A 22927-nucleotide genomic window follows, 5' to 3' on the forward strand; every position below is an offset into this window, starting at 1 on the left:
CTAGCCTAAATTTCGTCCGCTTCGTGGTGGGAGCGGCAGTCAGTTCGGGAATGGATCGGGCCCCGGCCTCCTGCGGGAGACCGGGGCCCGATCGTGTGTACGGTCCCGGGGGAGAGGGGCCCGAGACCTTCGGTAGCGGGCTTGTCGGAGCACTCACCACCGAGCCTGGGGTGATCACGGCGCACCTGCGGCACCGGACGGGAGCCACCCTGACCTCGCCGGACCCCGATTGCCGGAATTCGGGCGCTCTGCGGGTGGCCTGCCGGGGTTGTGGGGGTTAGGGAGTGGGGAGGAGTAGGCCGTTGCGGCCTGCGCGGGCGTCGGCGAAGCGCCGCCCGACCTCCGCCCAGTCCACCACGTTCCACAGGTTCTTGACGTAGTCCGCCTTCACGTTGCGGTACTGCAGGTAGTACGCGTGCTCCCAGATGTCGAACACCAGCAGCGGCGTCGTGGCGATCGACAGGTTCGAGTGGTGGTCCCGCAACTGCTGGGTCACCAACCGCTGCCCGACCGGATCCCACGCCAGCACACCCCACCCGTTGCCCTGGATCGTGGTCGACACCGCCTCCATCTGCGCCCGGAACGCGTCGAAGGACCCGAAGTCCTCATCGATCGCCGCCGCCAGCTCGCCCGTGGGCTTGTCCCCGCCGTGGGGCGAGAGCACCTTCCACCACACCAGGTGCAACGCGTGCCCGGCCAGGTTGAAGGCCAACGTGGTCTGCAACCCCACGATCGAGGAGAAGTCGCCCTTCTCCCGTGCCTCGGCGATCCTGTCCACCGTGTCGTTGGCGCCCTTGACGTAGGCCGCGTGGTGCTTGCTGTGGTGCAGCTCGTTGATCTCACCGGCGATCGCCGGCTCCAACGCCGCGTAGTCGTAGTCCAACTCTGGCAACACGTACTGGGCCATCAGCGTCCGTCTCCCTTCCTTGTCGACAGTCTCTAGCTATTGCCAGAGTTTTGCAACAGGCTTGATCTCGTCACCTGGGCAGGTTGGCCTCGGCAGCCCTGCTGAGCAGGGAAAACACGGGAATGGGCGTAAACGAGGCAGGGGTGTGTCCGCCCGGATGATCTCCTGCGGGAGGTGACGGGCGGCTGGTCAGCCGACCGGCCAGGTGTGGACCGGGTCGCCCTGGTCGGCGAGGTCGATGTAGCGGCGCAGCATCCCGGCCAGTGCCTCGCGGCGGCTCGCGCCCCGCTCCTCGAGCATCGCGACCGTGTCACGCTGCCACAGCGACCCGTTCCGCCGCGCCAGGCAGCGCTGCTCGATCACCCCGAGGTAGCGCTCCCGCGCCGCATCCGACACCCCGCACAGGCGCAGTCCGTCGTGCGCCATCGGCAGCAGCCGCCGCAGCACCAGCTCGTCCGGCGCCACCCAACCCACACCCGGCCAGTACAGGTGCGCGTCCATGCCGTGCCGCGCTCCGGCGTAAAAGTTCTCCTCCGCCGCCGCGAACGACATCTGCGTCCACAGTGGTCGGTCCTGCTCGCTGAGCGCCCGCTGCACGCCGTAGAAGAACGCCGCGTTGGCCACGATGTCGATCACCGACGGGCCGGCCGGCAGCACCCGGTTCTCCACCCGCAGGTGCGGCACCCCGTCCACCAGGTCATACACCGGCCGGTTCCACCGCCACACCGTGCCGTTGTGCAGCCGCAGTTCGGCCAGCGTCGGCGCCCGCCCGGCGTCCAGCGCCGCCACCGGGTCCTCCTCCTCGGGCTCGGGCAGCAGCGCCGGGAAGTAGCGCACGTTCTCCTCGAACAGGTCGAAGATCGAGGTGATCCAGCGCTCCCCGAACCACACCCGCGGCCGTACGCCCTGGTTCTTCAGCTCCTCCGGCCGCGTGTCGGTGGCCTGCAGGAACAGCGGAATCCGGGTCTCGTGCCACAGCGCCTTGCCGAGCAGGAACGGCGAGTTGGCGGCGATGGCCACCTGCACCCCGGCCACGCACTGCGCGGCGTTCCAGTGCGCCGCGAAGTCCTCCGGGGCGACCTGCAGGTGCAGTTGGACCGACGTGCACGCCGACTCCGGCAGGATCGAGCTGGCGTAGGAATGCAGTCGCTCCCCGGGATGGTCGCCGAGCGGCACGCCCTCCATGTCCAGCAGCATCTGCTCGCCGCGGGCCACGATGATCTGCTCGTTGAGCAGCGAGTAGCGCGGGTTGCGGGACAGCCAGGCGGGGTCGAAGTGCGAGGCGCGCAGCGTCGGCAGCGTGCCGATCATGACGATCTTCGCCCCGGCGTCGTGCGCGCCACCGTCGGCGCGGCGCAGTGCGGCCCGCAGCCGCTCCTCCAGCTCCAGGGCGCTGTCGCCGGCGAGGACCTGCGGCTCCACGTTCAGCTCGATGTTCTGCTGGCCGAGCTCGGTGGTGAACACCGGCTCCCCGATCTTCTCCAACACGATTGCGTTGGACATGGACGGCTCCATCTGCTCGTCCACCAGGCACAGCTCCATCTCCAGCCCCATCTGCTGGTGGGGAAAGGAGAAGTTGCCCTCGGCGAGCATCCGGGCCAGGGCGTCCAACCCGCGCTGCATCTTGCTCCGATAGCGTTGCCGGTCCACTGGCCTGAACGCTCGATCGTCCACGTGCCGTCCCATGCCGTCTCCCCAATTGATCGGCAGCACGTCAGCGCGCAGCGCTGGGGAAACCACCGTGACACATCGGTACCCGACGGGCCAGCGGCCAAAACGGTGTCACCGGGAGGCACGCCCGATGATCACGCCGAGGCATCCGCGAGGCGCCGGAGATCGGCTTCGATGAGCGTCAGCTCGGCCGCCGGGAGCAGTGAAGCACGCTGTTCGGTGTGGCGGCCACCCGCCAATCGGTGTAGTGACGCTGCGTTGCCTCCAGCAGTCAGCCCACCGCGGAGGCCATCGGGACGTTACGCAGCGTCGCGATGTAGTCCAGTCCGGCGAGCATCGTCACCCGAGCGCCCGTCCAGACAGGTCCGGGAGTCGCCGGGCGCGAAGGCCGCGTAGGGGTCCGCGGTGTCGATGATGTTGCCGCCCGGCAGCGCTGCGTCGGTGGCTCAGCTCGCCGGGAATTTCCGTGACGACAAGGAATCCCGGACACCCCGGCCCCCTCGGTGGGACGGCCACCGGTTGGCGGTCGCGGGTGCGAGAATGCGGGCGTGGCGCACGTTGTCGAGATCTGCGATGCCGACGACCCGAGGGTTGACGACTTCCGCGATCTGTCCCGCGCGGACCGCCGCCCGGACCGGCCGGGCGGCCGCGGGCTGGTGATCGCCGAGGGCGTCGTGGTGGTGGAGCGGCTGCTCGCTTCGCCCTACCCGGTGCGGGCGCTGTTCGGCGTGCGCCGCCGCATCGACGAACTCGCCGCGGCCACCGCCGCCCTGGACGTGCCCGCCTACGTCGCCGACGCCGACGTGATGGCCCGCGTGGTGGGGTTCCACCTCAATCGTGGGGTGCTGGCCGTCGCCGACCGCGCCCCGGCCGTCGAACCGGCCGACCTGGTCGACCGCTCACGTCGCCTGGCGGTGCTGGAGGGCGTCGGGGACCACGAGAACCTGGGGGCGTTGTTCCGCAACGCGGCCGCGCTGGGCGTGGACGGCGTCCTGCTTGGCGCGGGCTGCTCGGACCCGCTGTACCGGCGCAGCGTCCGGGTGTCCATGGGGCACGTGCTCAGGGTGCCGTTCGCGCACCTGGCGTCCTGGCCGAACGATCTGAAGCTGTTGCGGGACAGGGGTTTCCGCGTCGCCGCGCTGACCCCCCGAGCGGATGCGAAACCACTTCGCGACGCTGCGCTGGACCAGGGGCCGGTGGCGGTGCTGCTGGGATCGGAGGGCCCGGGGCTCACCGAGCAGGCCATCGCGGCGGCCGACCTGGCGGTCCGCATCCCGATGGCCGACGGCGTGGACTCGCTCAACGTCGCCACCGCCGGGGCGATCGCCTTCCACGCGATGAGCGGGACGTGAGGCCCGTGGCGGGGTGGGAGCTGCACGCGCGGTCCGGTCGTGCCGTCCTGGTGCGCGGGACGGAGCGCGAGATTGACCCGGCGCGGCTGCGGCTGCCCGACGCGCTCGTCGCGGCGCTGCACGAGTGGGCGCACGTGGCGCAGGAGGTGGGGGAGCGAGGCTCCGCCGACACCGCGGCCGAACTCGTCACACGCCGCGGGCGGCAGCTCGCCGCGCGGCTGGCGGCGGAGACCGGCGGGCGGATCGGCTACGTCGACCCGGTCAGCGGCGAACTCGACCACGTCGGCCGTTCGCGGTCGGCGCACGCCGTGCAGCTGCGCGGTGCTCCGCTCGCACCGGTGCCGCCGACGCCGTGGGGGCCGGGCCTGGTGGTCAGCGCGATCATCGGGGCGATCGTGGTCGTCACGCTCGTGGTGGTGACCCTCGGTCTGGCGGATGTCAGCGGTGTCCTGGCGACGGTGGTGAACCTGGCGGTGGCGGCGGGCTTCGCACCATCGATCTGGCTGGGCAGCAGGATCCCGGTCTGGCGCTGGGTCGCCTACGGCACAGCAGCGGGCATCGTCGCGGCCTGGATCGCCCTCCTGCTCAGCCTCCTCGGTTAGCGAACCGCTCAGCGGTGGGAGCGGACACCGAGTAGGACGTCCTCCCACGACGGCACGATCGGGTGGCTCTTGCGTCCGCGGCGCGGCTCCTTGCGCTGCGCTTCGTCGCCCGCGGCCTCGGTCACGCCGTCGGCGCTCCCCTCGGGCTGGGACTCCTCGGCCACCGGCTCCGCGGTGGGGTCGAAGTCGAGAGACGGCGCCTCCGGCCGCTGCGCGGCCACCGGCTCCTCGCCCCACTCCGGCTGCTGGTACGCCTGCTGGTCGAGCTGGAGCGCTTCGCGCGCCAGCTCGGTGACCGGCCGGACGGTGCGCAGGGGGCGGTTGGGGGACGGGTCGAGGAGGTCGGCCGCGTGGTCGTCGAGGGCGGCCACCGTGCCGCCGTGCGCGCCGGGGTGGAAGACCCAGTGCGCGCGGTTCTCCGACCGGCCCGCGTGCCAGGCCAGCTGCACGACCCACTTGCCGTCGTCGCCGCGCCAGGCGTCCCAGGTGGCCTCGGCGTACTCGTGACCGCGCATGCCGAAGGTGTGCGCCACGACCTCGCCGAGGGTCTGTACGTCCGGACCGTCCTCGCGGACCGGGTGGGCGCGCTGCGCCATCTCGGCGATCTGGGCGCGTTCCAGCAACACCGGGTAGGCGTACCGCTCGACACGGTGCTCGGGGATGCCCGCGGCGGCCGCGATCTGCTCCACGGACGCGCCCGCGCGGATGCGGGCCTGGATCTCCCGGGGCCGCATCTGGGCTTCCATCTCGATCTGGACCTGGCCGAGCCGGGTGAGATCACCGCGGGCCGCGGCTCGCAGTCGCTCGTCGGCGGGCACGGTGAAGCGCTCGCCGTTCTCCGGGTCCTCGCAGATGACGGATTCACCGTCCTCGTCGAGCCCGACTACTCGCAGCGCTCGCATAACGCCAGCCTCCCGCCGACTACATGTCACCAAGCTGTGACAGTAACCCGGCGCGCCGCCTTGACGAGGGAGGCACGCCGGGCCCGTGTGTCGTAGTTGGTCGCCCTTCCTCGTCCGATCTTGCCGGAAAGGTCTCCCCGCAGCGAACGAGTAAAACCACTCATTTTCGACGAGTGATCACGGGTCGTGGCCAACTGTTCACTTGGCGGTGTGGTGGCTGTCGCCCGAACCGGTCGGAAACCCGCGAGGTTCGGGCGGCGCGCCGGTCAGGACAGCTGGGAAACCACCCAATCGATCGACTTGGTCAATGCGGTGATGTCGTCCGGCTCGATCGCCGGGAACATGCCGATCCGCAGCTGGTTGCGGCCGAGTTTGCGGTACGGCTCGGTGTCCACGATGCCGTTCGCGCGCAGCGCCTTGGCCACCGCGGCGGCGTCCACCGAGTCGACGAAGTCGATGGTGCCCACCACCTGCGAGCGCTTGGCCGGGTCGGCCACGAACGGGGTGGCGAACTCCGACGCCTCCGCCCAGGCGTACAGCCGCTGCGACGACTCGCGGGTGCGCTGCACGCACCAGTCCAGCCCGCCCTGGCCGTTCATCCACTCGATCTGGTCGGCGAGCAGCAGCAGCGTGGCCACCGCCGGGGTGTTGTAGGTCTGGTCCTTGCGGGAGTTGTCCAGCGCGGTCGGCAGCGACAGGAACTCCGGCATCCACCGGCCGGACGCACCGATCTCGCCGATCCGCTCGATCGCGGCCGGGCTCATCGCGGCCAGCCACAGCCCGCCGTCGGAGGCGAAGCACTTCTGCGGCGCGAAGTAGTAGACGTCGACGTCGGCCGGGTCGAACGGCAGCCCGCCGGCGCCGGAGGTGGCGTCCACCGCGATCAGCGCGTTGTCCGAGCCCGCCGGGCGGGTCGGGGCGAGCATCACGCCGGTGGAGGTCTCGTTGTGCGCCCAGGCGATCAGGTCGACGCTCGGGTCCGCCACCGGCTCCGGCGCGTCGCCCGGCTCGGCGGAGACGATCACCGGGTCGCCGAGGAACGGGGCCGACGCGGCGGCCTTGGCGAACTTCGAGGAGAACTCGCCGTAGGTCAGGTGCAGCGAGCGCTCGCGCACCAGGCCGAACGTCGCGGCGTCCCAGAACGCCGTGGTGCCGCCCACGCCGAGCACGACCTCGTAGCCCTCGGGCAGCGAGAACAGCTGTTGCAGCCCCTCGCGGACCCGGCCCACCAGGGACTTCACCGGCTTCTGCCGGTGCGAGGTGCCCATCAGCGCGGCACCCTCGTCGGCCAGGCGGGCGAGCTGCTCGCCGCGCACCTTGGACGGACCGCAGCCGAACCGGCCGTCGGACGGCTTGAGCTCGTCGGGCAGTTTCAGGGTCGTCGGATCGATGGTCTCGGCCTGCGTCATGCCGGCGCCTCCGGGCTTGGTTGTGGTGACTGCGCGCCAGGGCCTCCCGCGCGCCCGTGGCCTGCTGACCGGCGCCGTTGCCGGTTCGCGTCCAGTGTTGCAGCAGGGTTTCCGGACGGTGACGCCCACCTGCTGCCGGCAGCCGCAACTTACTGCGCGGACCCCCGGTTGGCCAATGTGCCTGGTGATCGGATCTCACCGGGTGGTGAGCCGTGCGTCAGCAGGAAGGCGGCGTTGGAAGCGCGACCGCTGAGCATGCCGGTGCCGTCGTCGACCTCCACGGCGGCGCGCAGGGCCGCGCGCTCCCGACCCGGCGCGACCGGGCCGGGAGCTTCCGTTCGTTCACCGTGTCACACCCCGGCGATCAGCTGGTTGAGCGAGCCCCAGCCGGTCACCTCCTGCGGGGCGCGCGGAACCGGGCCGACGTACTGCGCGGACGGGCGCACCAGCCGCCCGGTGCGCTTCTGCTCCAGGATGTGCGCCGACCACCCGGCCAGCCGGGCGCAGGTGAACATCGCGGGCATCATCGCGGTCGGGACCTGCGCGAAGTCGAGGACAACAGCGGCCCAGAACTCCACGTTGGTCTCGATCTGCCGGTCCGGCCGCCGTTCCCGCAGCACCGCGAGCGCGGCCTGCTCCAACTCCCGGGCCACCTCGTAGCGCGGCGCGTTGAGCTGGTCGCAGGTGTCGCGCAGCACCCGCGCCCGCGGGTCCTCGGCGCGGTACACGCGGTGTCCGAAGCCCATCAACCGCTCCCCGCGGTCCAGGATGGACTCCACGACGCGGCGCGCGTCGCCGGTGCGCTCAGCCTCCTCGATCATCGGCAGCACCCGGGCCGGGGCGCCGCCGTGCAGCGGACCGGACATCGCGCCCACGGCACCGGACAGGCACGCCGCGACGTCCGCACCGGTGGAGGCGATCACGCGGGCGGTGAAGGTGGAGGCGTTGAGCCCGTGCTCGGCCGCCGACACCCAGTAGGCGTCCAGGGCCCGGACGTGCGCCGGGTCGGGTTCACCGCGCCAGCGGGTCAGGAACTGCTCGGCCGCGGTGGTCGCCTCCGCGATCCGCGCCTGCGGTACCGGGGGCAGGTCGCCGCGCGCGGACTGGGCCACGAACGACAGGCCGAGCGCGCTGCAGCGCGCCAGCTGGTCGCGGGCCTGCGCCTCGTCGATGTCCAGCAGCGGCCGGAAGCCGTAGGTCGGTGCGGCCATCGCCAGCGCGGCCTGTACGTCGGCGCGGACGTCACCGGTGCGGACCGGCACGGGCGTGTCGTCCGCGAGCGGCAGGCCGTCGCCGAACCGCCCGTCCACCAGCAGCGACCACACGTCGCCGTAGGACACCACGCCCACCAGATCCTCGATGTCCACACCGCGGTAGCGCAGCGCGCCCCCGGCGCGGTCGGGTTCGGCGATCTCGGTCTGGAACGCGATCACGCCCTCGAGTCCGGGGCGGAACTCGGCCTGGGCTGCGTCGGTCATGACTGCCTCGTCTCCATGCTGGTCGGGTCCGCGCGGCGCGCGGTCGGGGTGGGACGTGGCGGGGTGGGACCACACTGCACCCGCCGCAGGCCGCGGGGCAAACGGATCCGGGGAGAAAAAAATCATCGGATGAGGTACCGCACAACGCGCCGGCCATTTCGTCAGCGGTGCAAAAATCAGGAAATTTGCTTGTGACGAGTCAAGTGTCCGGTTGCGGAACCGCGGGGAACACGGCACTTCGCCACTGTGTTGCGCCGTCCACGTCGCGACCCGCACGGCGGGACGCGGCGGAGCTGTCGGCCCGGACCTGGTGACGCGGCGAGGCTCGCCGGTCGCGGGGTGCACAGACCTTCACCGCAACGCGTGTCCTGGCCGGGTTACCGGCGTCCGAACGAGTGTGGGAACGATCACTGCATCGGTTGCGGAATCGATCGGGAAGCACTGTTGGTTCGGCGTCCGTTCAGATCCCCTTTACCGTCGTACGAGTGGCTGGCTCGACCAATCTCGTCGCGCCCGCCCGTCCTGTCCGGCGCACCAGCCGGAGGAGTCCCATCGTGTCGTGCCGCTGCCGGGCGAGCCAGGGAGGAATGAGCATGTCGGAGGCCAACGCCGTGTTGCCGTCCATGCGGGTGTCCTACGAGGCCGGGGCGCTGGACGAGTCCTCGCTCGCCGACACGTGGCACGAGCAGCTGCAGCGGTGGTTCGACGAGGCGGTGCAGGCCGACGTCGTGGAGCCGAACGCGATGGTGCTGGCCACGGCGGACGCCGACGGCATCCCGTCCTCGCGCACCGTGCTGTGCAAGGGCTTCGACGAGCGGGGGGTGGTGTTCTTCACGAACTACACCTCCGCGAAGAGCCACGACCTGCAGTCCACCCGGGTGGCCGCCGCGACGTTCCCGTGGCTGTCGTTGCAGCGCCAGGTCAACGTGCGCGGCACGGTGGACAAGGTGACGCCCGCGGAGACCGCCGAGTACTGGCAGGTCCGGCCGCGGGGTTCGCAGCTCGGGGCGTGGGCCTCGCCGCAGTCGCGGGTGGTCGCCAGCCGGGCCGCGCTGGAGTCGTCGCTGCAGGGCATCGAGCGCCGGTTCGCGGACGCGGAGAAGGTGCCGGTGCCACCGCACTGGGGCGGCTGGCGGATTCGCCCGGACGTGGTGGAGTTCTGGCAGGGCCGGCGGGACCGGTTGCACGACCGGCTGCGCTTCCGCCGCACCAACGACCTCTGGGTCGTCGAACGCCTCGCCCCCTGACGGGTGTTGCGCCGCTGACGTGCGTTTTTACTCGGAAATCACGGTCGGGGGCGGCAGCGCGTGCGCGATCTCCGGCGGTGCGGGTGGACGTTGGTCACAGGGCCCGGAAAATCCCGTGCCGTTAGCAGGGCTAACGGCTAGGCTGTGGCACCTGTGCAGCCCAGCAGCGGAACCCAGGCGACGTCACGACGACCCCTCAGCACCCTGCTCGGCAAGGTCTTCATCGACACCCGGCCGCTGAAGTATCCCGCGTACCGGCGGCTGTGGCTGTCCACCATCGTCACCGCCGTCGGCGCGCAGTTCTCCGCGGTCGCGGTCCCCAAGCAGCTCTACGACATCACCGGCTCCTCCGCGTACGTCGGCCTCGCCGGCATCTTCGGCCTCGTGCCGCTGCTGGTCTTCGGGCTGTGGGGCGGGGCGATCGCCGACGCCGTCGACCGCCGCCGCCTGCTGCTGATCACCAACGGCGGCCTGGCCGCGACCGCGGTGCTGCTGTGGTTCGCGGCCGCCGCCGACATCCGCTCGGTGTGGCTGGTCCTGGTGATCTTCGCGCTGCAGCAGACGTTCTTCGCGATCAACAGCCCCGCCCGCGGCGCGGCGATCGCCCGGCTGATCCCGGTGCACCTGCTGCCGTCCGCGCAGGCGCTGGGCGCCACGGTGTTCCAGCTCGGGTCGATCGTCGGCCCCCTGCTCGCCGGGATGCTGCTGCCGCTGATGGGCCTTCCCGTGCTGTACCTGGTGGACGCGATCGCGTTGTGCGCGGCGCTGTGGGCGGTGTTCCGGCTGCCGCCGCTGCCGCCTCAGGAGGGTGCCCCGAAGCGCGCCGGGCTGCGCGCGGTGCTGGACGGATTCCGCTACCTGGCGCTGCATTCCGTGCTGCTGGCGTCATTCCTGCTGGACATCATCGCGATGGTGTTCGGCATGCCACGGGCGCTGTTCCCGGAGATGGCCGAGCGCACCTTCGGCGACCCGCCGGGCGGCGGGGCGGCGCTGGGCTGGCTGTTCGCCGCCATCCCGCTCGGCTCGTTCGCCTTCGGCATCTTCTCCGGCTGGCTGCACCGGATCACCCGGCACGGGGTCGGGGTCGTCGTGGCGGTCGTGGCCTGGGGCGCCGCGGTGATCGGCTTCGGGTGGGCCGACTCGCTGTGGCTGGCGGTGCTGTTCCTGGCGCTGGGCGGCGGCGCGGACCTGGTGAGCATGGTCTACCGCAGCTCGATCCTGCAGGCGGCGGCCACCGACGAGATGCGCGGCCGCATCCAGGGCGTGTTCACCGTGGTCGTCGCGGGTGGACCGCGGCTGGCGGACACGCTGCACGGTCTGGCGGGCGCCAGCCTGGGCACCGCCACCGCGGTCACCGTCGGAGGAGCCCTGGTCGTGGTGGGTGCGGTGCTTGCGGCTGCGTGCCTGCCGGCCTTCTGGCGCTACCGCGCGCCGCGCGCCGACGAACCGTGACAGCGGCCCCGGATGGGCACTCTGCCACGCCCAGCTGTGCAAACCGTCCAGGGGTGGGCAGACAGGCTTTCCGGGCACCCTGCACACTGCTCAGCTATGGCCAACGAGACGACCGTGAACGACAATGCGCCTGGCGGTGCGCAGGAGCCCGGCCTCAAGAAGGTCATGGGCCCGAAACTGCTGTTGTTCTTCGTGGTCGGGGACATCCTCGGGACCACGATCTACTCCCTGACCGGCAAGGTCGCTGGCAAGGTCGGCGGTGCGCTGTGGGTTCCGTTCCTGGTCGCCTTCGTGGTCGCCTTCCTGACCGCGTTCAGCTACCTCGAACTGGTCGGCAAGTACCCCAAGGCGGGCGGCGCGCCGCTGTACGTGCACAAGGCGTTCGGCGTGCACTTCCTGACCTTCCTGATCGCGTTCGCGGTGATGTGTTCGGGTATCACCTCGGCGTCGTCGGCCGCGCAGGCGTTCAGCGGTGACTACCTCGAGGCGATCCTCGGCGAGGGCGTGTCGTCGGTGGCTCATCTGGTGGCCATCGGCTTCCTGCTGGTGCTTGCCGCGATCAACTTCCGCGGCGTCGGCGAGTCGGTGAAGATGAACGTCGTGCTGACCTGCGTGGAGCTCACCGGGTTGGCGATCGTGATCGTGTTCGGTCTGTACGCGCTGGCGTCGGGTACCCACAGCGCCGACGTGGACCCGGATCCGGGTCGGCTGCTGGAGTTCAACGCCGGAACCTCGCCGCTGCTGGCCGTCACCTCGGCGACCGCGCTGGCGTTCTTCGCCATGGTCGGCTTCGAGGACTCGGTGAACATGGCCGAGGAGACCAGGGACCCGGCCAAGGTTTTCCCGCGCGCGCTGCTGCTCGGCATGATCATCACGGCCTCGATCTACCTGGTGATCGCGCTGATCACCTCGACGCTGGTGCCCACCGACAAGCTGGCCGCCTCGGACGGCCCGCTGCTGTTGGTGGTGAAGGCCGCCGCCCCGTGGTTCCCGCCGATCTTGTTCTCGCTGATCGCGCTGTTCGCGGTGACCAACACGGCGTTGATCAACATGCTGATGGCCAGCCGACTGGTCTACGGCATGTCGCAGGAGAACATCATCCCGAAGCAGTTCGGCCTGGTGCACCGCACGCGGCGCACCCCGTGGGTGTCGATCCTGTTCACCAGCCTCATCGCGGTGATCCTGGTGAGCTCGCTGAAGATCTCCGACCTGGGCAGCACCACCTCGCTGCTGCTGCTCGTGGTGTTCGCGGTCGTCAACGTCTCGGTCCTGGTGCTGCGTCGGGACAAGGTGGCGCACGAGCACTTCAGGGCTCCCACCTGGGTGCCCGTGCTGGGTGCGCTGAGCTGCGCGTTCTTCGCCAGCCCGCTGTCCGGCCGCCCGGTCACCGAGTACGTCATCGCCGGCATCCTGCTGGGCATCGGCGTGCTGTTCTGGGCCATCAACTTCGCGTTCGGCGGGCGTCGCGAGTTCGACGCTGCGAAGCTGGCCAAGTGAGCTGACGATCGGCGAGCCTCCCGGGCGTCTCTGGCGGCCCGGGAGGCTCTTCGCCTCTACAGTGGCCGGGTGCACGAATCGCTTCCCGCCACCGGGCGGCAGTACGAGATCGCGTTCGGCGACGCCCGCGCCGTGGTCACCGAGGTCGGCGCGGCGCTGCGGGCCTTCGAGGTCGGCGGGGTGCCGTACGTGGAGACCTACGATGCGGACCGGTTGCCGCCCGGCGCGGCGGGAGCGGTGCTGGTGCCGTGGCCGAACCGGGTCGCCGGCGGGCGGTGGCGGCTCGACGGCGAACCGCAGCAGCTCGCGCTGACCGAGCCCGCACGGCACAACGCCATCCACGGCCTGCTGCGCCACACCGCGTGGACGCTCGTGGAGCACAGCGGGTCGGCGGTGGTGCTGCGCGCGATGGTGTGCGCCCAGCCGGGCTGGCCGGTCCCGCTGCTGACGTCCATCCGGTACTCGCTGGACGAGCGCGGTCTGACCGTTGCGCACACCGTCGAGAACCCGGGTGCGCGCCCCGTGCCGTTCGGGCTGGGGGTGCACCCGTACCCGCGGGCCGGGCACGCGGAGACCGACGAGTGCGCGCTCCGGTTGGCGGCCGCGACCGTGCTGCCGGTGGACGCGGAGCGGCTGCTCCCGGCCCGGCCGCCGCGCGCGTTGGCGGGCGACGAGGTGGACTTCCGGACCGGGCGCCGACTCGCGGGCGTGCTGCTGGACACCGCGTTCGGCGGCGCGGCACCGGCCCCGGACGATCCCGAGCAGCTGGTGCGGCACCGCCTCACCGACCCGGCGGGGCACGGGGTCGAGTTGTGGGCTGAGCCGGTGTTCAGGTGGGTGCAGGTCTACACGGCCGACGACTTCCCGGGCCGCGGTCGGGCGGTGGCGATCGAACCGATGACCTGCCCGCCGGACGCCCTGAACTCCGGCACGGACCTGATCGTCCTCCGACCAGCGGAAACCTGGCACGCCACCTGGGGCCTCCGCCCCTTCTGACCCCCCACCACGACACCCCCGAATCCACCCAGCCGGCGCCTCGTGGAGGCTCCCAAGTTTGGGACACACCAAGTGCGCCCGATTGTGTGTCGTCAGGCGCGGGCGAGGTGGCGGGCGATCAGCATGCGCTGGATCTGGTTCGTGCCCTCGAAGATCTGCAGGACCTTGGCCTCACGCATGAAGCGCTCGGCCGGGAAGTCGCGGGTGTAGCCCGCGCCGCCGAGGACCTGCACGGCGTCCGTGGTCACCTTCATCGCCGCGTCGGTGGCGACGAGCTTGGCCACCGACGCCTGTTCGCCGAACGGCAGTCCGGCGTCGCGCCGCCGCGCGCCGTCCAGGTAGGTCGCCCGCGCCGACTGCACCGCGGCGGCCATGTCCGCCAGCAGGAACTCCACGCCCTGGAACTCGATGATCGGCCGCCCGAACTGCCGCCGTTGCTTGGCGTAGTCCACGGCGAGATCCAGCGCGGCCTGCGCCAGGCCGACCGCGCACGCGGCGATGCCCAGCCGCCCGGAGTCCAACGCGCACAGCGCGATCTTCAGCCCGTCGCCCTCGTTTCCGATGAGCCGCTCGGCGGGCACCGGGGCGTCCTCGAAGTACAGCGGGGTGGTCAGCGAGCCGGTGAGCCCCATCTTGTGCTCCGGGGTCCCGGCGGTCAGCCCCGGTGTGCGGCCGTCGACCAGCAGGCAGCTGATGCCGCGCGCCCCGTCGTCGGAGGTGCGGGCCATCAGGGTGTAGAAGTCGGCCACGCCGCCGTGCGTGATCCACGCCTTGGCCCCGCTGACGGTGTACGTGTCGTCCTGCCGCACTGCCCGCGTGGTCAGCGCCGCCGCGTCGGAGCCGGCATGTGGCTCCGACAGCGCGAAGGCGCCGAGCAGGCCGCCGCCGACCATCTCCGGGAGCCACCGCTGCTTCTGCTCGGGCGTGCCGAAGTGCGCGAGCGGGAAGCAGCTCATGGTGTGCACCGACAGGCCCACCCCGACGGTCATCCACGCGCTGCTGAGCTCCTCGAGCACCTGCAGGTACACCTCGTAGGGCTGCGCGCCGCCGCCGTACTCCTCGGGGTAGGGCAGACCGAGCAGGCCCGCCTCGCCGAGCAGGCGGAACACGTCGCGCGGGAACGTCTCGGCGGCCTCGTCGGCGGAGGCCCGCCCGGCGAGCTCGTCGCGGGCGATCTCGCGGGTCAGCGCCAGCAGGTCGGTGGCTTCCGGGGTGGGAAGTAGGCGGTGGACAGGCATGGCGGTTCGCGCTCCAGGTACCAGTCTGACAGCATCCGGCAGTACTGTTAGGAGTACTGTAGGGCCTACGGGAGTACCGGGGAAGTGTCAGCAGGTGGAACCCCCGCGACCCGCCGAAGGCGCTGTGGCAGGCTTCCAGCGATGACCACCTCCGAAGGCCGCCGCAGGTCGGCGAACGCGCGTCGGGCTGAGCTGCTGGACCGGCTCCGCGACCTCTTCCTCGCGGAGGGCTTCGCGCACTTCACCCTCGACGACCTGGCCGCCCGCCTGCACTGCTCGAAGTCGACGCTGTACACGCTGGCCAACAGCAAGGAGCAGCTGGCCGTCCGGGTCGTGGCGCACTACTTCAAGGGCGCCACCCAGCGCATCGAGGAGCGGGTCGCGGCCACCGACGACGTGCGGGAGAAGGTGCGGGTCTACCTGGAGGCCGCGGCGGAGGCGCTGCGCCCGGCGTCCCGCGAGTTCATCGACGACATGGCGGCCAACCTCGCCACCCGGGCCACCTACGAGGCCAACGCGCACGCGGCCGCCGACCGGCTGCGCGGCTTCATCGCCGACGGCGTGCGGCAGGGTGTGTTCCGGGAGGTGCACGCGGGGTTCGTGGGGGAGATGGTCGGCCGGACGATCGCCGGTATCCAGCGCGGCGAGATCGGCGAGCGGACCGGTTTGTCGGACGCAGCGGCCTTCGCGGCGCTGTCGCAGTTCCTGCTCGGCGGGCTGGCCGCCGAGCAGCCCTGAGGAATGCCACCTGTGGAGGAAATGTGATCGTCATCGGCGGCGAGGCGCTGGTCGACCTCGTTCCGGACCCGTCCACTGCGGACGGCGAGCTCGGACCGCTGCACCCCCTGCTCGGCGGCGGGCCGTACAACGTGGCCGTTGCCCTGGGACGCCTGGGGATTCCGGCCGCGTTCTTCGCCCGGCTGTCCACCGACCAGTTCGGCGACAAGCTGCTGGCGCGGCTGCGTGACTCCAATGTGGACGTCGGGCTGGTGCAGCGGGGCCCGGAGCCGACGACACTCGCCGTGGTCGGGCTGGCCGAGGACGGCTCGGCCCGCTACAGCTTCCACACCGAGGGCACCGCCGCACCGCTGGTCGAGGCCCGCGAGTTACCCGACGACACCCAGGCCGTGTGCCTGGGCACCCTCGGCATGGTGCTCGAACCCGGTGCGTCGGTGTACGAGGAGGTGCTGTTCCGGGAGGCCGGGCGCGGCCGGTTCGTCGCTCTCGACCCCAACATCCGTGCCGACCTTATCGCCGATGCCGACGCCTACCGCGCCCGCTTCGCCTCCTGGCTGCCGTCGGTCGGGCTGCTGAAGGTGTCCGACGACGACGCCGCGTGGCTGGCCGACGGCGGTGACGTGCTCGCGGCGGCGCGGGACTGGCAGCGGCGCGGCCCGGCCGCGGTGGTGCTGACCAGGGGCGCCGACGGCCTGACCGCGGTGACCGCCGACGGCGAGGTGTCCGTGCCCGGCGTGCGCGCGGAGGTGGCCGACACCATCGGTGCGGGCGACACGGTGCAGGCCGCGCTGCTCGCCTGGCTGCACCGCCACGACGCACTCGCGGCGGACCGTGTGCGGCGCCTCGACCGTGCACAGTGGGAACAGGCGTTACGGTTCGCCGCAGCCGCCGCAGCCGTCACGGTGTCCCGGCCGGGCGCCGAGCCGCCGTGGGCCACGGAGCTGGCCTGGTGAGATGCGCTGAGGTGGGGGTGCGCGATGCCGCCGTGTGGCCTCGATCGTGCCCCCGCCAACGGCCCAGCCGCCGTTAACCCGATCGGATGGCTCTGGTGGTCGCGATGACCGCATCGTCCGGTTCCGGAGCGTGGAGGATCGACCACAGCGGGCCGCCGGATGTGATGTGATCGTGGTCCCACCTGCCAAAAAGCCGAAACGCGATTGCTGCGCTCGAGCCCCACTGCGGTCTAGCGTGACTACTGACAGGACCCCAACGGGGTGGTGCTGCGGCGGTTCGGACACCCCGACCGGCGCGCGGGCGATCAGGCACCCTGCCGCTTGGCTGGGCGGCGCAGGTCGTCTTCACAGCGCCCCCCGACGAGCGCGAGAGGTTCCCGAATGCCCGACGACGTGACCGCCAAACGTACCGTCTCGCTGCGCTATGACGCCGGCGAGCACGAGATGCAGGTGAAGCAGCCGACCGAGGGTGCACCTGGTGTGGACCTCGGCAAGTTGTTGGCTCAGACCGGTTTGGTGACGTTGGATCCGGGCTTCGTCAACACGGCGGCCTGCACCTCCGGCATCACCTACATCGACGGTGCCGCCGGCATCCTTCGCTACCGCGGTTACCCGATCGAGGAACTCGCGGCCAAGTCGAACTTCATCGAGGTCAGTTACCTGCTGATCTACGGTGAGCTGCCGACCCAGCAGCAGTACGACGCCTTCGCCGAGCGGATCCGCCGACACACCCTGCTGCATGAAGACCTCAAGCAGTTCTTCGACGGGTTCCCGCGTGACGCGCACCCCATGCCGGTGCTGTCCTCCGCGGTGTCCGCGCTGTCCACCTTCTACCAGGACAGCCTCAACCCGTTCGACAAGGACCAGGTGGAGCTGTCCACGGTCCGCCTGTTGGCGAAGCTGCCCACGATCGCGGCCTACGCCTACAAGAAGTCGGTCGGCCAGCCGTTCCTGTACCCGGACAACTCGCTGGGCCTGGTGGAGAACTTCCTCCGGATGACCTTCGGTTTCCCCGCCGAGCCCTACGAGGTCGACCCCACCATGGCGCGAGCCCTCGACCTGCTGTTCATCCTGCACGCCGACCACGAGCAGAACTGCTCCACGTCGACCGTGCGGATGGTCGGCTCGTCCGAGGCGAACCTGTTCGCCAGCATCTCGGCCGGCATCAACGCCCTGTTCGGGCCGCTGCACGGCGGCGCCAACAGCGCGGTGCTGGAGATGCTCGAGGGCATCCAGCGCAACGGTGGGGACGTCGACTCCTTCGTCACCCGTGTCAAGAACAAGGAGCCCGGTGTGAAGCTAATGGGCTTCGGGCACCGGGTGTACAAGAACTACGACCCGCGCGCGGCGATCATCAAGAAGACCGCCGACGAGGTGCTCGGCAAGCTGGGTGCCAACGACCCGCTGCTGGACATCGCCCTGAAGCTGGAGGAGAAGGCGCTCGCCGACGACTACTTCATCGAGCGCAAGCTGTACCCGAACGTCGACTTCTACACCGGCCTGATCTACAAGGCCATGGGTTTCCCGACGAAGTTCTTCACCGTACTGTTCGCGCTCGGTCGGCTGCCCGGCTGGATCGCGCACTGGCGGGAGATGCTGGAGGACCCGGCCCGCAAGATCAGCCGTCCGCGGCAGGTGTACACCGGCTCGACGGAGCGCGCCTACAAGCCGATTAACCAGCGCTGAATCGAATTCTGAATCCTGTCGGTGGCGACCTGCTGCCACCGGCGCATCCGCGGCCCCGGACGCCGGCCACCACGGCCGGTCCCCGGGGCCGACCCGTACCTGCGGGTGCCCCGGACGACCGCGGTGTCAGGTGCAGCGTGGGCACCGGTCAGCTGGGGTCCCGGACGCCTTCCAGAGCCCGCTCGACGAGTCGTTCGACCGCCGGGCGGGCCGCTTCGCGTTCCGCCGGGTTCAGGCCGATGCGGCTGCGCCGGTCGAGGACGTCCGCGGCGTCCAGGGCGCCCTCGTGGCGGACGGCCCACAGCACCTCCGCGGCGGTCAGCCGCAGGCCGGGGCCGACCGGGGCCGCGAGGTCGGCGTCCAGTTCGGCCAGCGCCGCCACCCGGGCGGCCTCGGTGCCGTACCTGGCCACCAACCGCGGCGGCGCTTCGACATCGGTCAGGTGCCGCCGCGGAGCCGCGCCGACGAGGGCGATCGCGGTGGTGCGCGACGGCCCGGCGGACAGGCCGCTGACGCGGACCGCGGCGTCCACCGCGTCGGCCGCCATCTTCCGGTAGGTGGTGAGCTTGCCGCCGACGACCGTCACCACGCCCTCCGGCGAGGTGAGCACCGCGTGCCGCCGGGACAGATCGGCGGTCTCCGTGCGCCCGGGTTGTTCCAGCAGCGGGCGCAGGCCGGCGAAGGACCCGAGCACGTGGCTGCGGTCCAGCGGCTGGCCGAGCAGGTCGCGGACCGCGGCCAACAGGAAGTCCACATCGGACGGCGGGACGTCCGGCACCGACGGGATCGGCCCGGGCACCGGCTCGTCGGTCAACCCGAGCAGGGCCCGGCCATCGGGCTGCGGTACGAGCAGCAGGAACCGCCCGCAGCCGCCGGGCATCGGCGCGATCAGCGCGGTCCCGGCGATCCCGGCGGCGTCGGCGTCGACCAGCAGGTGCGAGCCGCGCGACGGCCGCAGCCGCACGTCCGGCGCCAGTTCCCCGGCCCACACGCCGGTGGCGTTGACCACCGCCCGCGCGCGGATGCGCAGCGACTCGCCGCTGACCTCATCGACGGCGTCCGCGCCGCCACCGTCGAGCCGGTTCACGCGCACGCGCGTGAGGACGCGCGCCCCGAATCCGGCCGCGGTGCGCGCGAGCGCGACGACCAGGCGCGCGTCGTCCACCAGCTGCCCGTCGAAGCCCAGCAGGCCGCCGCGCAGCCCGGCCGGGCGCAGGCCCGGGACCAGGGCGAGCGCCTCGGCGGCGGGGATGCGCCGTGGGGGCGGGAGCACGTCAGCCGGGGTGCGGGCGCTGCGGCGCAGCACGTCCCCGGCGCGCAGCCCCGCGTTGAGGAGGAGTTCGCTGCGTCGGGACACACCGTCGTGCAGCGGGATGAGCTGCGGGAGCGTGCGCACGAGGTGCGGTGCGGTGCGCGTCATCAGGACGTTGCGCTCGACGGCGCTCTCCCAGGCCAGCGCCACGTCGCCGTGCGCGAGGTAGCGCAGCCCGCCGTGCACGAGCTTGCTGGACCAGCGGGACGTGCCCCACGCCAGGTCCTCGGCCTCCACCAGCGCAACCGACAGGCCCCGGGCGGCCGCGTCGAGGGCCGCTCCGGCGCCCGTCACGCCTGCGCCGACGACCAGCACGTCCAGCACGTCGTCGGCCGCCGCGGACAGCTCGGCAGCGCGGCGCGCGGCGTTCAGCGAGGTGGCGCGCAACGATCCAGCGGGCAGCGGGGTGGTGATCATCGCGACTCCGGTCGGGTCGGGGGCTCCGGACGCAGTGCGGCGTCCAGGACCCTGGCCAGTTCGTCGGTCAGCGCGGACGGGTCGACGCCCGCGGCGGCCGGTCCGATCGAGACGACGAAGGACTGCGCGAGCAGCAGCAGCGCGCGTGCCTGCACGTCGGGGTCGCCGGGGCGGATGGAGCCGTCGGCGTGGCCCTGCACCACGTACTCGCGCAGAAAGCCTTCCGCGGCGAGCTGTGTGCTGCCGAGCCGCTCCACCAGGTAGGGCAGCAGGAGTTCGGCGTCGGTCTCCAGGACCCGCTGCAGCAGCGGCGCGGACTGCAGCAGTCGGACGCCGTGCGCGGTCGCCGAGACCAGACGGTGCCGGACGGTGCCGCTGGTGGCCTCGGCGCGGGCCTGCCGCAGGATCTCGCCGAACTCGGCGGTGATCAGCGCGGTGACCACGCTGCCGACGTCGGGGAAGCGCCGGTACAGCGTCATCCGGCTGACCCCCGCGCGGCGGGCGATCTCGGTCAGGGTGGTGCGCCGGACGCCGTGGGCGAGCACGCAGTCGCGCGCGGCGCGCAGCAGGTCGGCGTCGCCGACCCGATTCCCCGTGCGGGTGCCGCCCGGGGAGCTGTGACACTGCGATGTCATGTGTAACACTGTACTGGTGAGCGGCCTGATCGAGCACACCCTCCGCGGCAGCTGGACCCCATCGGGTGCCGCCGCGGCGCCGTTGTCCCCGCACGCCCTGCGCTGGCTGCGCCAGCGCATCGGGCTGGCCGAGACCACGACGCCGGCGGTGCCCGCGTCGCTGGTGGAGGCGCCCGCGAGCGCACTGCCGGACGCGGCCCGCGCCGAGCTGGCGGATCTGATCGGCGAGCAGCACGTGCGCACCGACGCCGCGGCCCGCCTGGGACGAGCAGGCGGCATGTCCTACACCGACCTCGTGCGCCGCCGCAGCAGCGCGGAGTTCGCGGTGCCCGACGCCGTGCTCCTGCCAGCCGACCCGGAGCTGGTGCAGCGGGTTCTGGAGGTCTGCGTCCGGCACGACGTCGCGGTGGTGCCCTTCGGCGGCGGCACCTCGGTGGTCGGTGGCGTCGATGCGCTGCGCGGCGGGAAGACCGCCGTGGTCGCGCTCGACCTGGCCCGCCTGGACCGTCTGGTCTTGCTCGACCCCGGTTCGCGGATCGCCGTGCTGCAGGCCGGGATGCGCGCCGCGGAAGCGGAATCCCTGCTGGCCGCACAGGGTTTCACCCTCGGCCACTTCCCGCAGTCCTTCGAGCGCGCCACCATCGGCGGGTTCGCCGCGACCCGCTCGGCGGGCCAGGCGTCGGCGGGCTACGGGCGCTTCGAGGACATGGTGGAGGGCGTGCGGCTGGCCACTCCGGTGGGTGAGTGGCGGATCGGTGTGGCGCCCGCGTCGGCCGCGGGCCCCGACCTGCGGCAGCTGGCGATCGGCAGCGAAGGCGCGCTCGGCGTGATCACCGAGGTCGCGCTGCGGGTGCGCCCGGCTCCCGCGTACAGCAGGTACGAGGCGGTCGTGGTCGACGGCTGGCAGGCGGGGCTCGACGCGGTCCGCGCGCTGGCGCAGGGCCGGGTGCTGGCCGACGTCACCCGGTTGTCCGATGTGGAGGAAACCGCGGTGCAGTTCGAGCTTGCCGGTTCGACCAAGGCACGCGCCCTGCGAACACTGCTGCGCGCCAGCGGGGTCCGCCAGCCGTGCCTGCTGGTGCTCGGCTGGGACGCGGCGTCGCGCGACGAGCTCCGGCGGCGCCGGGCCGCGGCCGCGCGAGCGCTGCGTGGCTTCCGGGCGGTGCGGCTGGGACGCCCGGTCGGCGAGTCCTGGCGGGCGCACCGGTTCTCCGGACCCCGGCAGCGCGACGCGCTGCTGGACCGCGGAGTCTGCGTGGAGACGCTGGAAACCGCCGCGCACTGGAGCGGGCTGAGCGAACTGCGGTCTGCGGTGCGGACCGCGCTGCACCGCAGCCTGCGGGTCGACGGCCGGGCGCCGGTCGTGATGTGCCACGTTTCGCACGCCTACGAAACGGGTGCCTCGCTGTACTTCACGGTGCTCGCCGCCCGCGACGAGCAGGACCCGATCGGCCAGTGGCGGCGGGCGAAGCACGCGGCCTGCGACGCCATCGCCGGGCGCGGCACGATCACGCACCACCACGCCGTCGGCGCCGACCACCTGCCGTGGTTGGGCGCGGAGATCGGCGACGTCGGCACGGCGGTGCTGGCGGCGGCCAAGGACGCCGTCGACCCGACCGGCATCCTCAACCCCGGCAAGCTCATCCGGCCAGCGCGGTGATCGAGCGGTAGCGGAAGCCGAGCCTGCGGTACACCTTCAGCGCGGGCGCGTTGTCCGCGTCGACCATCAGCGCCACCGCGCCCTCGCGCGCGAGTTCCCGGGCCAGGAACGCGCACACCTGCGTCGACAGGCCGGTGCCGCGGTGGTCCGGGTGTGTCGCCACGCCGGAGATGAAGCGCAGCCCGGGCGCGGGCCAGGAGTCGCCGCCGACCGCCACCAGCGTGCCGTCGGCGTCGCGGACCCCGGCCCAGCGCCGTGCCCCGGGGTCGTCGGGGAACACGTAGGAGCGCGGGTTGGCCTTGTGCAGCAGGCTGCTGATCGCCTGCTCGTCGTCCGGGGACAGCCACTCGACCCGCGGCGTCGGCGCGGTCGGCGGTTCGGCGGCCAGATGCATCCACCCGAAGGTCGCCCGCACGTCGAGGCCGAGGAGCCGGCCGACGCGGTGGGCGAGCGCGGTGCTGGCCAGCGGCCGCAACTTCGGGCTGTCCAGGGCGGGGAGCACCCGCGCGAGCAGCTCCGCGGCGTCGTCGGCGGTGCCGGTGAACAGTAGGCGGTCGTTGCGGTTGAGCGCGGGCGCGAACACGGCGACCGCGCTGCCGTGGCGCCACGCGGACCCGGCCGCGTGCGGATAGTCCGGCAGCAGCGCCTGCGCGCCCCAGCGCACCAGCAGGTCATCGGTGGCGGCGATGACCTCGTCGGCGGAATGCAACTCGTGCATGCCTCGATCATGCCGCGCGCATTCCCCGCGGTGGAAAGGGTTTTCGCGCAGCCCAGC

19 protein-coding genes are annotated in these 22927 nt (G+C 72.0%); 10 read left to right on the top strand and 9 right to left on the bottom strand.

What is annotated here, in order from left to right:
• Window positions 1-277: 277 nt before the first annotated feature.
• Window positions 278-907, bottom strand: coding sequence for a superoxide dismutase (locus tag IEY17_RS00955; protein WP_188984387.1), 630 nt, complete (start codon window positions 905-907; stop codon window positions 278-280).
• A gap of 189 nt (window positions 908-1096) precedes the next feature.
• Window positions 1097-2593, bottom strand: coding sequence for a glutamate-cysteine ligase family protein (locus tag IEY17_RS00960; RefSeq protein WP_188984389.1), 1497 nt, complete (start codon window positions 2591-2593; stop codon window positions 1097-1099).
• Between the two features lie 533 nt (window positions 2594-3126).
• Here IEY17_RS00960 and IEY17_RS00965 point away from each other — a divergent pair.
• Together IEY17_RS00965 and IEY17_RS00970 are read left to right on the top strand one after the other, a co-directional pair.
• A complete protein-coding gene (locus tag IEY17_RS00965) occupies window positions 3127-3930 on the top strand; it encodes a TrmH family RNA methyltransferase (RefSeq protein ID WP_188984391.1) in 804 nt (267 codons plus the stop codon).
• The gene (locus IEY17_RS00970) at window positions 3927-4532 is read left to right on the top strand and encodes a DUF2537 domain-containing protein (RefSeq protein ID WP_229679733.1); all 606 of its coding nucleotides are present in this window, start codon (window positions 3927-3929) and stop codon (window positions 4530-4532) included. Before IEY17_RS00965 ends, IEY17_RS00970 begins: the two co-directional genes overlap by 4 nt.
• Before the next feature lie 8 nt (window positions 4533-4540).
• Here the strand turns inward: IEY17_RS00970 and sepH are convergent, their stop codons facing one another.
• From sepH to IEY17_RS00985, 3 genes are all read right to left on the bottom strand, one after another.
• Window positions 4541-5434 (bottom strand): septation protein SepH, encoded by an 894-nt coding sequence (gene sepH / locus IEY17_RS00975; RefSeq protein WP_188984393.1) that lies wholly within the window; start codon window positions 5432-5434, stop codon window positions 4541-4543.
• 266 nt (window positions 5435-5700) lie between these two features.
• Complete coding sequence (gene serC, locus IEY17_RS00980) at window positions 5701-6843, bottom strand: phosphoserine transaminase (RefSeq protein ID WP_188984395.1); 1143 nt, start codon at window positions 6841-6843, stop codon at window positions 5701-5703.
• Between the two features lie 350 nt (window positions 6844-7193).
• Window positions 7194-8321: a citrate synthase 2 gene (locus tag IEY17_RS00985; RefSeq protein WP_188984397.1), complete on the bottom strand. Its 1128-nt coding sequence runs from the start codon at window positions 8319-8321 to the stop codon at window positions 7194-7196.
• A gap of 593 nt (window positions 8322-8914) precedes the next feature.
• Here IEY17_RS00985 and pdxH point away from each other — a divergent pair.
• The 4 genes from pdxH (at window position 8915) to IEY17_RS01005 (ending at window position 13513) form a co-directional block, all read left to right on the top strand.
• A complete protein-coding gene (pdxH, locus tag IEY17_RS00990) occupies window positions 8915-9568 on the top strand; it encodes a pyridoxamine 5'-phosphate oxidase (protein ID WP_188985278.1) in 654 nt (217 codons plus the stop codon).
• 153 nt (window positions 9569-9721) lie between these two features.
• Window positions 9722-11020, top strand: a complete 1299-nt coding sequence (locus IEY17_RS00995; RefSeq protein WP_188985280.1) for an MFS transporter — start codon at window positions 9722-9724, stop codon at window positions 11018-11020.
• 96 nt (window positions 11021-11116) lie between these two features.
• Window positions 11117-12517, top strand: coding sequence for an APC family permease (locus IEY17_RS01000; protein ID WP_188984399.1), 1401 nt, complete (start codon window positions 11117-11119; stop codon window positions 12515-12517).
• Window positions 12518-12586: 69 nt separating this feature from the next.
• A complete protein-coding gene (locus IEY17_RS01005) occupies window positions 12587-13513 on the top strand; it encodes an aldose 1-epimerase family protein (protein ID WP_188984401.1) in 927 nt (308 codons plus the stop codon).
• 92 nt (window positions 13514-13605) lie between these two features.
• Here the strand turns inward: IEY17_RS01005 and IEY17_RS01010 are convergent, their stop codons facing one another.
• Window positions 13606-14751, bottom strand: a complete 1146-nt coding sequence (locus tag IEY17_RS01010; RefSeq protein ID WP_188984403.1) for an acyl-CoA dehydrogenase family protein — start codon at window positions 14749-14751, stop codon at window positions 13606-13608.
• Window positions 14752-14892: 141 nt separating this feature from the next.
• Between IEY17_RS01010 and IEY17_RS01015 the strand changes: the two genes are divergently transcribed.
• From IEY17_RS01015 to IEY17_RS01025, 3 genes are all read left to right on the top strand, one after another.
• Window positions 14893-15489, top strand: coding sequence for a TetR/AcrR family transcriptional regulator (locus IEY17_RS01015; RefSeq protein ID WP_188984405.1), 597 nt, complete (start codon window positions 14893-14895; stop codon window positions 15487-15489).
• Between the two features lie 23 nt (window positions 15490-15512).
• On the top strand, window positions 15513-16442 hold the full coding sequence (locus tag IEY17_RS01020) for a carbohydrate kinase family protein (RefSeq protein WP_188984407.1): 930 nt from the start codon (window positions 15513-15515) through the stop codon (window positions 16440-16442).
• Window positions 16443-16823: 381 nt separating this feature from the next.
• Window positions 16824-18128 carry a citrate synthase gene (locus tag IEY17_RS01025; protein WP_188984410.1) on the top strand — a complete coding sequence of 435 codons (1305 nt, stop codon included), beginning with the start codon at window positions 16824-16826 and terminating at the stop codon, window positions 18126-18128.
• A gap of 148 nt (window positions 18129-18276) precedes the next feature.
• Here IEY17_RS01025 and IEY17_RS01030 read toward each other — a convergent pair whose 3' ends face one another.
• Both IEY17_RS01030 and IEY17_RS01035 read right to left on the bottom strand, forming a co-directional pair.
• Window positions 18277-19857, bottom strand: coding sequence for a glycerol-3-phosphate dehydrogenase/oxidase (locus IEY17_RS01030; protein ID WP_188984412.1), 1581 nt, complete (start codon window positions 19855-19857; stop codon window positions 18277-18279).
• Window positions 19854-20492 carry a TetR/AcrR family transcriptional regulator gene (locus IEY17_RS01035; protein ID WP_188984414.1) on the bottom strand — a complete coding sequence of 213 codons (639 nt, stop codon included), beginning with the start codon at window positions 20490-20492 and terminating at the stop codon, window positions 19854-19856. Before IEY17_RS01035 ends, IEY17_RS01030 begins: the two co-directional genes overlap by 4 nt.
• Window positions 20493-20508: 16 nt before the next feature.
• Between IEY17_RS01035 and IEY17_RS01040 the strand changes: the two genes are divergently transcribed.
• Window positions 20509-22152, top strand: coding sequence for an FAD-binding oxidoreductase (locus tag IEY17_RS01040; protein WP_188985282.1), 1644 nt, complete (start codon window positions 20509-20511; stop codon window positions 22150-22152).
• On the opposite strand, the gene IEY17_RS01045 is transcribed toward IEY17_RS01040, so the two are convergent.
• Window positions 22133-22870, bottom strand: a complete 738-nt coding sequence (locus IEY17_RS01045) for a GNAT family N-acetyltransferase (RefSeq protein ID WP_188984416.1) — start codon at window positions 22868-22870, stop codon at window positions 22133-22135. The two genes, IEY17_RS01040 and IEY17_RS01045, sit on opposite strands and share 20 nt — an antisense overlap.
• Between the last annotated feature and the right edge of the window lie 57 nt (window positions 22871-22927).

It is taken from the genome of Saccharopolyspora thermophila, from assembly GCF_014646075.1.
Lineage (GTDB): Bacteria > Actinomycetota > Actinomycetes > Mycobacteriales > Pseudonocardiaceae > Saccharopolyspora > Saccharopolyspora thermophila.